Genomic DNA, 12,916 nt, shown 5'->3' with positions numbered 1-12,916 from the left:
AGCTCGATGTGGAAGCGCTGTCGACCTCACGCGTTCAGTCCGTATTAGAGGCCTGAGTAGGTGCTTCCGGTCAAAGTCTTGCAAGGGGCCGTAAAATCCAGAGCTGAGCTATACGAGGATGTCTGGACGCTCATCATCCCGAGTACGGTGTGGAACAGGTTGTCGTGGCTCAGTGGCGAGCTTGCCTGTACTTTCAAGCAGCCCACATTAAGGCGTTCGCTTTTCGCGAAAGCGTCAGACATCCAGAGCACCAATGGCACCTTGGTTTGCTCATCTGGTGCCATCGCATAGGGCAGCCCATGCAGGTAAAGACCAGCCTCTCCCAGTGACTCCCCGTGGTCCGAAACGTACATCAGCGCAGTGTCGAATTTGTTGTTCGCGGCCAGAATATCGATCAGGCCAGCCGTGACGTAGTCGGTGTAGAGGATCGAATTGTCGTAGGCATTGATCACCTCCTGCTGCTTACATTTGTCGAGCTCATTGGTCTCGCAGACCGGCCCGAATTTCTTGAACTGCGGAGGGTAGCGCTTGTAGTAAGCCGGGCCGTGACTACCTTTGTAGTGGAGCACCAGGACTGCATCGCCTTCCTGACGCTTGATGAAGTCCTCCATCTCCGAGAGCAATACACCGTCCTTGCACTCGTCGCTGCTGCACAGCTGAGCATCTGCGTGTTGGGTAGCCTTGTGGTTTGGCACCCGATCACAGACCCCTTTGCAGCCCGAATTGTTATCAGTCCACATGACACTGATGCCTGCGCGCTGAAGCACATCGAGCAGCCCTTCTCGACTCTTGGCCAAGCCATCCTTGTACTTATCCCTACCGACGTCCAAGAACATGCATGGCAGCGAAACCGCGGTGGCGGTGCCGCACGAGCTCACATTCGAGAAGCTGATGACATTGCGCTTTTCCAGCTCTGGATTCGTATTGCGGGAGTAACCATTAAGGGAGAAGTTGGCGGAACGTGCGGTCTCCCCCACTGCCAGTACCAGCAGCTTGGGTTTGCGAGCCGCTCCCTGCCTGGTCACCAGGGCGTCGGTACCGATGGAGGTCAGTGCTTTCGGTGTGGCCAGCTTGCGTTTCAGGTAACCATGACCGGCAGCAAACAAATTGGTGGGAACCAGAATGAGCCGGATCTCTCGATTGTTGCGTAGGAGGGAGGCATAAGACTGGTACTGGCTCAGCACGACACCAGCAAGGGTTACCAGTGTGAGCGACAGGACGATGAGTCTGCTACCCAACGCTTTGGTCCAGGGCTTGCGCCGCAGGGGCACCAGACAGATCAGGTAGACGGGCAATACCCCTACCATTGCCACCCAGAGGCCAAGCTTCCAGTTCAGTAGCTCGGACACCTCACCGACGTCGGTCTCCACGACGTTGGTGAACATCGTGTAATCAATGACGATACCGTAAGTACTCATGAAGTAGCTGGCGAACGACGCGCTGATCAGCACCAGGCACAGCAGAGGTTTTGCGAGTCTTGACCATGACAGCAAGCTAAGTACGGTGAACACCCAAACGAACACTACGACTGGCAGGCTGGCGGCGAGCAACCAGTTAACTTCATTAGTGTTGAATGCCAGGCGCCAGAGCACACGCCAAAGCTCAGCGTTCGCGAATAGCAACAACCATAAAGTTACTAGCGCGACGAGAGAATTGGTGCTAATGCCTTCCTGTCTAACATTGCGAATAGCATGGATCCATTTACTTAACAGGTTGTGAATAATGGATTTAGAAGGTGTCATTATCGAACTCTAGAGAGCTGCTCATCCATGGCGCTGGTTATGAATAGTCGGGAGCTAAATGGCAAGCCATCGACAGACACAGAGCGAATCAGGGCGTACAGAGCGCCAGAGACCTTGATCCCCTTAGCCTGAGGACGCTTAGGATGTGTGAGGCATAGGATTAAATGAGAAATTAGTTCTCGCTAGGCGCATTATTTCCGCCACACGATAACGTCATGATGACTTCGCGATTACAATGCTGACAGAATCGCGATAATGACTTTTTCGATTGTAAATGCTCAGGCTATGATAAAAAATCGGATAAGTCCGACTTTTTGAGCAGTCAATGCCGCCCGGTGAATTAAATTAAATTTCATAAACAAACCAGCTTCGTTTTGTCGTACGCTAACTTTGAACTTTTACTTTAACTTAAAAGTCATTCTAGCGAGCAGAACACTTCTTTCACCTTTTGCTCGTGCTGATGTCACCTATCGATGAGGGACGAACACCATGAGTTTTCTCAAAAATTTATTGGGTGGCCACCACGGCCGTGGAAACCACGGCGGTGGCAAGCATCACGGTAGTGGGCACGGGAGTGATCGACATGACCGGCATGGTCGCTTCGAGCAGCAGCAATCCTGCGACGGTAATGACCGGGTGATTGAGGATGGTCGCGCAATAGCTCAAGCCCCAATCAAAGATCTGCAGACTTGCAGGCACTGCCGGACCGCAAACGCCCCGTCCGCACGCTTTTGTCTAAACTGCGGAACACCACTATCGAGTGGTTGCACGGCCTGCGGCTCGTCCCTGACAGCAGGAGCAAAATTCTGCAGCCAGTGCGGCCAGGCAACCCCTTAGCGCCTGACCACTCTGGAAATCCAACGCGACCACTACCCTGTGCAAGGAGAAATACGTGGGATCGAATCATGATCATGGCAGTGCCGCGGTTCGTGAGGGGCATCAGAAGAAACTAGTCATGGCATTGATCCTGACCGGTAGCTTCATGATCGCTGAAGTGATCGGCGCATGGATTACCGGCAGCCTGGCGTTGCTGTCGGATGCGTCTCACATGTTCACCGACACCGCCGCTTTGGCAATTTCGTTGATTGCGCTTCAGATCGCCAAGCGGCCGGCGGATCAGAAAAGAACCTTTGGCTATGCGCGGTTGGAGATCCTAGCCTCCACGTTCAACGCCGTGCTGCTCTTCCTGGTGGCGATGTACATCTTGTACGAGGCCTACCAGCGCTTCTTCATGCCGGCGGAGATCGCCACCGGGGCGATGATGTGGATTGCAATTGCCGGCCTGATCATCAACCTGATTTCAATGCGACTGCTGGCATCTGCCAGCAACGAGAGCCTCAACGTCAAAGGCGCCTACCTCGAAGTCTGGAGCGACATGCTCGGATCGTTGGGCGTGATCATCGCCGCCCTCATTATCCGCTTTACCGGCTGGATCTGGGTCGACACGGTTGTTGCCGTAGCGATCGGCCTTTGGGTATTGCCGCGGACGTGGCAATTGCTTCGAGAGAGCTTGGGGATTCTTATGGAAGGTGTACCCCGGGGACTCAACGTGGCGGCAATCGAGGCCACGATCCTCAAGGTCGAAGGCGTCACGGATGTACATGACTTACACGTTTGGGCTGTCAGCAGCGGAAGCAACGTGATGACGTCGCACGTGGTCGTCCGAGACGCAGCAGATGGAGATGCTGTGCTAGCGGCCGTCGTGGATGCAGTCAGCGACGCGTTCGAAATCCATCACTGCACTATTCAGATCGAGCGCGCAGCTTTCCACGAGAACGTCCCTTCGCCGTCGCATTGATCGGCCGATAGACACCTGATCAACACACCGCCTTCAACGTCGGGGGTGGTGTTGTCGAGGATTAGGCAAGGATGGATTGGCGACAGCAGAAGCACTTCATGAGTGCCTGGTGAATGATCCCGGAAGATCCATTCCACTAGCTCAAGTAGGTTCAGCGATGACTTGGATCATTACGAAGTACCTGGTCACTGCCGCGATAGTAATTCTCGTGTCTGAGCTGGCAAAGCGCAGTGACAAGCTGGGCGGCTTGGTTGCCGCCCTGCCATTGGTCACCGTCTTGACGCTCATCTGGCTCTACTTGGAAAACCAGAGCATGGAGAAGATTTCCAATCATGCCTGGTACACGTTCTGGTATGTGATTCCAACGCTGCCGATGTTTATCGCGTTTCCGGCACTGCTGCCCAAGTTGGGATTCTGGTCAACACTTATCTCCAGCATCCTCATCACCATGGCGAGCTTCGGAGGCTTTGCCCTACTTCTAAGGCGATTGGGCATCGAGTTGCTTTGAGTCGGGTGTAGAGGAAAGCACTCAGCCACCGCTTACCGGCTGTTGATGCACTCACCTTTCACGAGGTAGCGAACCATGTGCAGTTCGCCCTTGGAATCCTCGTAAGTCATCATGCTTCTCACATTCCCGCAGTACCGCACGCTAGGCGAGACGTACACCAACTTGCCAACGTCCAAATCCATACCGTATGCGTAGTCTTCAAGCTCGGGCATGGGTTTCTTCACGCTCTGTGCATAGCGTTCCGTAGCCTTCCTGGCAGACTGCTCAAGATCGTCGTTGATCAGAACGCTGCTATGGGCATTTGTCGACAGTGCAGAGAAAAGCATGAACGCAGCAATAGCCGATATAGTTGTTTTCATGAGAAGTCCATTTATAAAAAAGCGCCCATGGCGGGGCGCTAAAATTCACCTTACCAAAGGAGCGTATGGTTCCAAGGTGAATGCATTGGCGTGAGCAGGGTTTCGTTACTCCCGCCATGCTGCTTCAGATGAGACTGACCCAAAGCAGCGCTGCCTGTGTGCTGCACTTAAACTAGCAAAAGCGGCTAACGACAAGATGATTGTGAAATTACAATTTGGACATGTAATAGATTGTAAAGTAATTATCCTTGCCTGAGTAAGATGAAAAGCCAAGCATGCTCGCCGGTTTAAGCCCGTTATTTATGGGGAGAACGATCGGTGGCTTGCTACCACTCGTAGCTTGAGCTTGAAGGAGTAAACGCCACAAAAGCTGAGCAGCTTGGCAGAAACACCACTCCTCTCGGCCGAATCCGCCTGTCAGGCGTGAGGACTGCAAACCGCTGCAAGCCACAGAATCCGCTAAGCTCAGTAGGGAAAGCCGTCATGACTGTCAGCAATCTTGCGGCTACATTACAAATTTGTAGGATTTCGCCGCGGCCAGCGTCTTCGCGTTAAGATTCAAGCGTCCTCAGGTGACCCCGGCGTATGGACAGAGGTAGCGACTACCAGATGCCATGCACTCAGCCGAACCTTCAAACTGCCTGCAACCACAGTCTTGGCGGATTAGGCCAATTCCTTCCTCACACCTTGAGATAAGTTATGCGCGTGCTAGTTGTGGAAGACGAAATTAAAACTGCCGAATATCTTCAGCAGGGCCTATCCGAAAGCGGGTATGTCGTAGATATCGTGCACAATGGTGTTGACGCCCTGCACTTGTTCAATACTAACGTCTATTCGTTGGTTCTGCTGGACGTAAACCTTCCTGGCATCGACGGTTGGGACCTTTTGGAAACCATCAGGAAAACCAGCCGGGTCCGCATCATCATGCTGACCGCTCGTGGTCGCATCAACGACAAGCTCAAAGGCTTGGATGGCGGAGCCGACGATTACCTTGTCAAACCCTTCGAATTCCCGGAGCTGCTCGCTCGAATCCGTTCGCTGCAGCGGCGTGGTGATGAATTAGTCGAGAAGAGTTCGCTGAAAATTGCCGACTTGGAACTCGACTCAGTGCGCCATCGGGTTTTCCGCGCTGGCACACGCATCGACCTTACCACCAAGGAATTTTCGCTCCTGCACCTGCTTATGAGCAGGACGGGCGAAGCGTTGACTCGTTCCCAGATCATTTCGTTGGTCTGGGACATGAATTTTGACTGCGATACCAACGTCATCGATGTCGCTATCCGGCGCCTTCGCTCGAAGATCGATGACCCGTTTGAAACCAAGCTCATTCACACGCTTCGTGGCGTAGGGTACGTTTTTGAGGAACGCGCATGAGGCCATTCAGCCTGGCTGCAAAGCTGGGATTAAAAGTGGGGTTGATGAGCGCAGCGTTGCTGCTTCTATTCGCCACTTTCGGGTATCTGATGGTGGGCCAGGCGCTGGAGCGAAATGCCCGCAGTGACCTGGAAGTGAAGATGGCAGGCATGGCTCACAACCTGTCCATGATTTCCGACATCTCAGGAGTCAACGCTGACGCACATCAGCTTGTGGATCTGGTGATGGGCCACAACAACCTGTACGTCAGCATTTTTGAGTCGGCGCAGAGTGAGATGCCCCTGCTCTCGATAGGCTCGAAGCAGGTCAACGTGGAGGTGCACAAGTTTCAACCATCCGCACAGCCGAAGGAACATGAGTGGCGCGACACCCAGGACCGCCCCTTGCTGACAGCTTCTCGCACCATGAATTTGGGCGACGGAACCGAAGTCAGCGTGTACATGACTATGGACCAGTCGTCCAATGAAGCGCTGCTTGATGCATTGCTCACCTGGGCCCTGATGATTTCCCCGCTCATCATCGCGCTGATCCTCGCAATCGGCTGGTGGACCGTACGCAGAGGTCTGCTGCCTCTGACCAAGTTCCTGAAAGTCGCCTCGAAGATCTCCACCGAGAGCCTCGACCATCGTCTGCCGACTAATGGAATGCCAGCAGAACTCAAAGAGCTCGCCGACGGTATCAACATCATGCTGGCTCGCCTGGATGACGGGGTTCAGCAGCTCTCGCAGTTTTCTGACGATCTTGCTCACGAACTGCGAGCGCCGCTATCCAACCTGATAGGTAAAGCCCAAGTTGCACTGACCAGAGAGCGATCGCTTCCCGAGTACAGGGAAGTGCTGGAGTCGTGCACAGAAGAGCTGGACCGCATGAGCCGCATGGTTTCCGACATGCTGTTCCTCGCTCAGGTCAGTCATCCAGCATCCATGGTGAAGTTCGAACCTGTGTCCCTGGTCGATGAAGTTCAGCGGGTGTGTGATCTCTTCAGCATTTCGGCAGAGGATGGCGAGATCCAGCTGCAGATCTCTGGCAGTGATGACGTGGTGCGCGGTAACCGCCTGATGATTCAACGAGCCGTCTCGAATCTGGTGTCAAATGCGATTCGCTACTGCCCTCGCGGTCGCACGGTCTACGTGAAAGTGCAACGCGGTGGTAGCGGCACGACCTTGAGCGTCGGCAACCCGGGCCGCGGGATCGCCAAGGAACACCATGCGCATTTGTTTGAACGGTTCTACCGCGTAGATAAGAGCCGAGCACGAAGCGAAGGGGGGACCGGTCTTGGCCTTGCCATCGTGCAGTCGATCATGAGCCTGCATCAAGGCTCGGCGAGCGTGGAAGTGACCGAGGAAAATTTCACCTGGTTCCACCTTCACTTTCCCGAAGCCCAGCTAAAGCAGCCGGCAAAGACCGCTGCTTGAAGCGCGCCCACTTGAAAAGGCCCGTCAATCGACGGGCCTTTTGTCTATGCAATGCCTCAGTGCCTAAGCACCACAGGGTCCATAGGTGACCGCAGAATTACCGACTTTATGATCTTTTGCTCTTCTGGGTTGGCGTTTCTCCACAGGTGGGAGAAGTATTGGGCATTCACTTTTTCCTGGGCGCTCACACTGCCGGCGGCCTCAATGAATTGCATGGTCGAGTACACACAGAGCAGTGCCAGGATAAAGAATGCTGTCGCCACCACCATGACATAGCGCTTAGCCAGCACCGGTGCTTGCTTTAGCTCCAGGATCGAGGCATTCGCTGATTTTGTCGCGGCAGTGAGCTCCGAAATCAGCGGTTGGATGGCGGTCTCGACTCCACGAGCGGCAGCGGAATATGCCTCTGCCGCAGCGCGTATGGCGACCTCTTCGGCATTGGACCAGGCTTTCTCAGCCTTTCGTACCTCCTCCTGAATCTGCCGACTGACAAGGTCAACCTCCTCCACCAGCTCGTTCGACTTTTCCAGAACGGCGTTGCAGGCCCTGGTCTGGGAGGCCAGCTCATCGAGCTGAACTGTGAGTTTTTCAGTGCTTCGACGGAAGTCACCGATGGCAACAGCCCAAGACTCTATGTCATTCATGGCTATCTCCTAGGGCGGCCGGTAACGCCGCACTGATTTATTTTGTTAGATGTCAAATATGTAATTTAAGAAGCAGTTTGAAGTCACCCTCGGCACAAGCGAGATAGACATGATCCTTCCAGATTTGCAGATTTGGCGCATCCCGCCAGCCGCCCAAATTACGGAATTGTAATTATTGACTCACCTTGTCGTTAGCTTCGCGTTCCTAAACTACAAACCAACAAAGGCCGTCAGTCAGGCAGGCCTAGTAAGAACCGAGGCACACAATGAAATTTGTCAAATCTATCGCTATTGGCAGCCTGCTGCTTGGTCTCATGGGTACCGCTTACGCTGAAGGTGGTTACGAGCGAGCGAAACAGTTCCAGGAAAACTTCCGAAATGAACAGGCTCGCCTATGGAACGATGACTCTTCGGACCAGAACAAAAAACAAGTCGCTCAAGAGCAAAAGAAAGAAAGCAAGGATGGTAAGGAACAAGCCGATAACTAAACGGCGGTTAAATAGGACTTCAAATGACGAGAGCAATCGACAAAAAAGCCAGGGTAAAACCTGGTTTTTTTGTGTCTGGAATTTTACCTTCGTTTGTACGAGGCGTTTCCGCATTACTTTCTCCGACCAGACCTTCGGTACCTTGCTTGGCGTCTTTCCAACGGCACAGCAACAGCTGACTGGCGTTCGCTTCGGTGATCTCGACACAGCCCAGGTTGGCAGGCAGCTCAGCATTGCTGTCGTGTAAGCGCCGGGACAGGTAGAAAGAGCTGTCACGAGGCCACTTTGCTGGGTACTGGATGTTTTCGGACTTCCCGCTGCTGTAGAACTCCGAGGAATACGAGCGGCGACCAGGGTAGATCAGAGGGGCCGATGGAGCACATTCAACCAGGCCTGAACGACATCTCGCTGGTTCTGAGACCTCTGCATCAACACCCCGGCATAGATGATGTCGACGCCGATGATTGGCAGTATCAACGCTCGCGGCGGCGCCCTGGTGATCCTTCGGCCAACCTCATTGATCCGACCGGACAGGAGCAACGCCGAGACACGTACAGAACCAGCGGCAGCCTGTCGATCAGCCCTAGTATTCCTGCGAGCGCTCCGGCTCCGAGCAGGGCACCACAGATCAGCGCGAAAACCAGCTCGGTGTTCATGCCAAAGATGCCGTCGTACTCATGGCTCAGCCCTTCATGCCCTGCTTGGTCATCTGGGCGTTCAAGCGAACTTTTCATAACTCGTCCCTTCTGGGGGGCAAGACTATAAACTGCCCTGTGCAGTTGGAAGACATTACTGTTGTGTAGCTGAGATTTATTTCACAGCTAACCCAGGGGCAGTCATTAAGGCATCTAGCCTAAATGACGTTCATCGAGCTCAATAAAAAATGCCAGGCACTGCCTGGCATTTATGAATTCTCTAAGTGTTCTACTCACAGCAATTACTACTTGTTGTTGATGCATTGCGAGTACATGGAGTAGCGAACCGTCTTAAGCGTACCCTGAGAGTCCTCGAAGGTCATCAATCGCGGGTAAACTTGGCAGGTACGCGGGTCTTGGGACTGACGCACGAATTTCGCAACATCGATCTTCATGCCGTAATTGTAGTCCTGGATCTCCGGCATCGGTTTGCCATTTCTCTCGGCATAGTTCGCTACAGCAGTCTGATGCTCCTTGATGTATTGCAGCTGCTTGCTTTCAGAGTAAGTATAAGCCTGCGAAGCCATCGAAAACATAACAAGTGCAGCAGCAAAAATTAGCTTTTTCATAGGAACCTCTCAAATTCAAATCATCTCGGCGTAACTTTAGCAACGCACAGGCATCACCGGCATGACGAGAAACTTACAATTTTGAAAGGTAAGTGCATCAGCTTCATATAAAAAAGCCCACAGCACGGGTTGTGGGCTTCTTTATCAGTGGCTATCAGCTAACCACTTCGGCCTCATCGCCATCTTCATCTTTTCGGTGTGCCCAATGATACAGAGCAGGCAGTACCAGCAAGGTCAACGCGGTGGAGGACAGAATCCCGCCAATCACCACCGTTGCCAGCGGCCGTTGAACCTCGGCACCTGTACCGGTGGCCAAGGCCATCGGAATGAAGCCCAGGGAAGCCACCAGCGCAGTCATCAGCACAGGTCGCAGTCGGGTCAGAGCTCCTTCGTCAACGGCCTGCCTGAGCGTTCGTCCCTCTTCTCGCAACCCGCGAATGAAGGCAATCATCACCAGGCCGTTCAGTACCGCGACGCCGGAGAGAGCGATGAAGCCTACCCCTGCCGAGATCGAGAGCGGGATATCACGCAGCCAAAGGGCCACGACCCCGCCAGTGAGAGCGAATGGAATACCGGTGAAGACCAGCATGCCGTCCTTCAGGTTGTTGAACATCAAGAACAGCAAGGTCATTACCAGCAGCAAGGCTACTGGAACCACAATCTGCAGGCGCTTGGCTGCAGACTGCAACTGCTCGAACTGGCCGCCCCAACTGGTCCAGTAACCTGCTGGGATTTCCACCTTCGTTGACAGGGTAGATGCCGCCTCATCAACGAACGACCCAAGGTCACGGCCCCGAACGTTGGCGCTTACAATAACCAAGCGCTTACCGTTCTCGCGGCTGATCTGGTTCGGGCCCAACTGCAAGTCCAGCTTAGCGACCTGCGAAAGTGGAATGAAACCGATCTGATTGGCGCCCTGAGCCGCATTGGCAGGCACAGGAATCAACAAGCTAGACATACCCGCGACGTCGGTACGTATGGCCTCAGGCAGGCGCACCACCATGTCGAATCGGCGATCACCCTCGTACAACGTTCCCGCTTTACGACCACCCACAGCAATCGCGATCGAATTCTGCACGTCCCCAATGCTCAGGCCATAGCGTGCTGCTTTTTCCCGGTCGATGTTAATGGTCAGCACCGGCAGACCTGTGGTCTGCTCAACCTTGACCTCCGAGGAGCCTGGTACCGCTTTGAGCGCTGCGGCGATCTTATTGGCCGTGCTGTTGAGCACGTCCATGTCGTCACCATAAACCTTCACCGCAACATCGCTGCGCACCCCGGAGATCAGTTCGTTGAAACGGAGCTGGATAGGCTGGGAGAGTTCATAGTTGCTGCCCGGGACACTGGCTGCCGCCTTCTGAACCTCGGCAATGAGTTCCTCTCGCGACTTGTCGGGATCGGCCCATTGGTCCTTTGGTTTGAGCATGACGTAGGCGTCGGAGATATTTGGCGGCATTGGGTCAGAGGCGATTTCAGCCGTACCGGTTCGGCCGAACATACGCTCAACTTCCGGTACCTGCTCGATGACTGCTTTTTCCAAACGCTCCTGCATATCCACCGACTGGCTGAGGCTAGTTCCCGGTACGCGCAAGGCTTGAAGAGCGAAGTCCCCCTCACTGAGACTTGGGATGAACTCGCTTCCCATGCGACTGGCAAGTACACCGCTGAGAACGACCAGTGCTACTGCTGCGGAGAAAGCGATATTCCGATGCCCAAGCACCCACTGCAGCACAGGCTCATAACGTAGCCGCGCAGTGCGCATAACAACGCCCTCTTCCTCCTTGACCTTGCCCGTGACGAACATGGCGATCGCCGCAGGCACGAAGGTAACGGAGAGGATCATTGCACCCAATAGCGCCATCACAACGGTGAATGCCATGGGGTGGAACATTTTGCCCTCCACGCCGGTGAGAGCGAAGATGGGCAGGTACACCACCATAATGATCAGCTGCCCGAAGATCAGTGGCCGACGCGCTTCGCGGGCAGCGGCAAAGACCTCATGGAAGCGTTCGGTTTTGGTGAGCATACGGCCATGTTTGTGCTGCGCATGGGCCAATCGACGGATCGCGTTCTCCACGATAACCACGGCCCCGTCTACGATGATGCCGAAGTCGAGTGCTCCCAGACTCATCAGGTTGGCACTGACCTTGTTGTTGAACATGCCAGTGAAGGTGAACAGCATGGAGAGTGGGATGACCATCGCGGTAATCAGCGCAGCACGGATGTTGCCGAGGAACAGGAAGAGGATGGCGATAACCAGGATCGCGCCTTCCACCAGGTTCTTCTTCACCGTCGCAATGGCTTTTTCAACCAAGTTGGTACGGTCGTAAACGGTGACGGCAACCACGCCCTTTGGCAGGGTACGGTTGATATCCGCGAGCTTCGCGGCGACAGCTTGGGACACAGTACGGCTGTTCTCACCGATAAGCATAAACACGGTACCGAGCACGACCTCGCGGCCATTCTCGGTAGCAGCACCCGTACGGAGCTCTTTACCGATGCTGACGTCGGCAACATTGCTGATGCGAATCGGTGCACCATCCACACTGGTGATTACGATGCTGGCGATGTCTTCGATATCGCGGACTTGGCCAGGTGCACGGATGAGCAGCTGCTCGCCATTACGCTCGATGTAACCGGCGCCGACGTTGGCGTTGTTGCTTTCCAACGCTGCGACCAAATCATTCAGGGTCAGCTTGTAGGTAGCCAGGCGCTTCGGATCCGGCGCAACAAGGAACTGTTTGGCAAAGCCACCGATGGTGTTGATCTCTGCAACGCCGGGTACGTTGCGCAGCTGAGGCTTGATGATCCAGTCCTGGATCACCCGCAGGTCGGTGGGCGTGTAGGGCGTACCGTCTTCTTTGACCGCGCCATCTTCGGCTTCTACGGTCCACAGGAAGATCTCCCCGAGCCCGGTGGATACCGGCCCCATGACAGCTTCTACACCCTCTGGCAGCTGTTCCTTCGCAACCTGCAGCCGCTCGTTAATCAGCTGGCGGGCAAAGAAAATGTCGGTGCCATCCTTGAAGATCACGGTGACCTGAGACAGGCCAGAGCGAGACAGGGAACGGGTCTGCTGAAGGCCTGGAAGACCAGCCATGGCTGTTTCAACTGGAAACGTGATCCGCTGCTCAGTTTCCAATGGGGAATAGCCAGGCGCTGCAGTATTGATCTGCACCTGGACGTTGGTGATGTCAGGAACGGCATCGATCGGCAGTTTCTGGTAGCTGTAGATGCCGATACCGGCCATGATCAGGACAGCGATCATCACAACGATCCGCTGTTCAATGGCAAATCTGATGATACGTTCAAACATGAGAAATC

The 12,916-nt window shown here is 54.4% G+C and carries 12 protein-coding genes and 1 pseudogene; 6 read left to right on the top strand and 7 right to left on the bottom strand.

Annotation, left to right across the window (positions count from 1 at the left end):
• Positions 1-44: 44 nt before the first annotated feature.
• Complete coding sequence (locus BMY03_RS08980; RefSeq protein ID WP_094010864.1) at positions 45-1,742, bottom strand: phosphoethanolamine transferase; 1,698 nt, start codon at positions 1,740-1,742, stop codon at positions 45-47.
• 507 nt (positions 1,743-2,249) lie between these two features.
• Positions 2,250-2,441, bottom strand: a complete 192-nt coding sequence (locus BMY03_RS26615; RefSeq protein WP_244891312.1) for a hypothetical protein — start codon at positions 2,439-2,441, stop codon at positions 2,250-2,252.
• On the opposite strand from BMY03_RS26615, the gene BMY03_RS26610 reads away from it, so the two are divergent.
• The 3 genes from BMY03_RS26610 to BMY03_RS08965 all read left to right on the top strand — a co-directional run bounded on the left by BMY03_RS26610 (position 2,379) and on the right by BMY03_RS08965 (position 4,048).
• Positions 2,379-2,579 (top strand): zinc ribbon domain-containing protein, encoded by a 201-nt coding sequence (locus BMY03_RS26610; protein ID WP_244891309.1) that lies wholly within the window; start codon positions 2,379-2,381, stop codon positions 2,577-2,579. The two genes, BMY03_RS26615 and BMY03_RS26610, sit on opposite strands and share 63 nt — an antisense overlap.
• A 55-nt stretch (positions 2,580-2,634) precedes the next feature.
• Complete coding sequence (locus tag BMY03_RS08970; protein ID WP_094010862.1) at positions 2,635-3,540, top strand: cation diffusion facilitator family transporter; 906 nt, start codon at positions 2,635-2,637, stop codon at positions 3,538-3,540.
• 157 nt (positions 3,541-3,697) lie between these two features.
• Positions 3,698-4,048, top strand: coding sequence for a DUF3147 family protein (locus tag BMY03_RS08965; protein WP_094010861.1), 351 nt, complete (start codon positions 3,698-3,700; stop codon positions 4,046-4,048).
• Between the two features lie 32 nt (positions 4,049-4,080).
• On the opposite strand, the gene BMY03_RS08960 is transcribed toward BMY03_RS08965, so the two are convergent.
• On the bottom strand, positions 4,081-4,407 hold the full coding sequence (locus tag BMY03_RS08960) for a DUF2790 domain-containing protein (RefSeq protein ID WP_094010860.1): 327 nt from the start codon (positions 4,405-4,407) through the stop codon (positions 4,081-4,083).
• A 699-nt stretch (positions 4,408-5,106) separates the two neighbouring features.
• On the opposite strand from BMY03_RS08960, the gene BMY03_RS08955 reads away from it, so the two are divergent.
• Together BMY03_RS08955 and BMY03_RS08950 are read left to right on the top strand one after the other, a co-directional pair.
• The gene (locus tag BMY03_RS08955) at positions 5,107-5,781 is read left to right on the top strand and encodes a heavy metal response regulator transcription factor (protein ID WP_094010859.1); all 675 of its coding nucleotides are present in this window, start codon (positions 5,107-5,109) and stop codon (positions 5,779-5,781) included.
• On the top strand, positions 5,778-7,196 hold the full coding sequence (locus BMY03_RS08950; RefSeq protein WP_094010858.1) for a heavy metal sensor histidine kinase: 1,419 nt from the start codon (positions 5,778-5,780) through the stop codon (positions 7,194-7,196). The genes BMY03_RS08955 and BMY03_RS08950 overlap by 4 nt, the downstream gene beginning before the upstream one ends.
• 56 nt (positions 7,197-7,252) lie before the next feature.
• On the opposite strand, the gene BMY03_RS08945 is transcribed toward BMY03_RS08950, so the two are convergent.
• On the bottom strand, positions 7,253-7,840 hold the full coding sequence (locus BMY03_RS08945) for a hypothetical protein (protein ID WP_094010857.1): 588 nt from the start codon (positions 7,838-7,840) through the stop codon (positions 7,253-7,255).
• A 266-nt stretch (positions 7,841-8,106) separates the two neighbouring features.
• Here BMY03_RS08945 and BMY03_RS08940 point away from each other — a divergent pair, with 266 nt between their 5' ends.
• The gene (locus tag BMY03_RS08940) at positions 8,107-8,328 is read left to right on the top strand and encodes a hypothetical protein (RefSeq protein WP_094010856.1); all 222 of its coding nucleotides are present in this window, start codon (positions 8,107-8,109) and stop codon (positions 8,326-8,328) included.
• A gap of 545 nt (positions 8,329-8,873) precedes the next feature.
• Here BMY03_RS08940 and BMY03_RS26800 read toward each other — a convergent pair.
• The 3 genes and pseudogenes from BMY03_RS26800 to BMY03_RS08920 form a co-directional block, all read right to left on the bottom strand.
• Positions 8,874-9,062, bottom strand: a pseudogene (locus BMY03_RS26800) (hypothetical protein); the annotation flags it as partial.
• 206 nt (positions 9,063-9,268) lie between these two features.
• Positions 9,269-9,592: a DUF2790 domain-containing protein gene (locus BMY03_RS08925; RefSeq protein ID WP_094010855.1), complete on the bottom strand. Its 324-nt coding sequence runs from the start codon at positions 9,590-9,592 to the stop codon at positions 9,269-9,271.
• A gap of 154 nt (positions 9,593-9,746) precedes the next feature.
• A complete protein-coding gene (locus tag BMY03_RS08920; RefSeq protein ID WP_094010854.1) occupies positions 9,747-12,908 on the bottom strand; it encodes a CusA/CzcA family heavy metal efflux RND transporter in 3,162 nt (1,053 codons plus the stop codon).
• Positions 12,909-12,916: the final 8 nt, after the last annotated feature.

The organism is Pseudomonas soli, assembly GCF_900110655.1.
GTDB classification, from domain to species: domain Bacteria; phylum Pseudomonadota; class Gammaproteobacteria; order Pseudomonadales; family Pseudomonadaceae; genus Aquipseudomonas; species Aquipseudomonas soli.
The sequence above is the reverse complement of the archived record's forward strand: the minus strand, read 5'-3'. Positions and strand labels throughout refer to the sequence as shown.

Coding starts and splice junctions, on each gene's coding strand:
- BMY03_RS08945 (WP_094010857.1), bottom strand. CDS start 7,840: ATGAATGACATAGAGTCTTGGGCTGTTGCCATCGGTGACTTCCGTCGA.
- BMY03_RS08965 (WP_094010861.1), top strand. CDS start 3,698: ATGACTTGGATCATTACGAAGTACCTGGTCACTGCCGCGATAGTAATT.
- BMY03_RS08980 (WP_094010864.1), bottom strand. CDS start 1,742: ATGACACCTTCTAAATCCATTATTCACAACCTGTTAAGTAAATGGATC.
- BMY03_RS08940 (WP_094010856.1), top strand. CDS start 8,107: ATGAAATTTGTCAAATCTATCGCTATTGGCAGCCTGCTGCTTGGTCTC.
- BMY03_RS08950 (WP_094010858.1), top strand. CDS start 5,778: ATGAGGCCATTCAGCCTGGCTGCAAAGCTGGGATTAAAAGTGGGGTTG.
- BMY03_RS08920 (WP_094010854.1), bottom strand. CDS start 12,908: ATGTTTGAACGTATCATCAGATTTGCCATTGAACAGCGGATCGTTGTG.
- BMY03_RS08925 (WP_094010855.1), bottom strand. CDS start 9,592: ATGAAAAAGCTAATTTTTGCTGCTGCACTTGTTATGTTTTCGATGGCT.
- BMY03_RS08955 (WP_094010859.1), top strand. CDS start 5,107: ATGCGCGTGCTAGTTGTGGAAGACGAAATTAAAACTGCCGAATATCTT.
- BMY03_RS08960 (WP_094010860.1), bottom strand. CDS start 4,407: ATGAAAACAACTATATCGGCTATTGCTGCGTTCATGCTTTTCTCTGCA.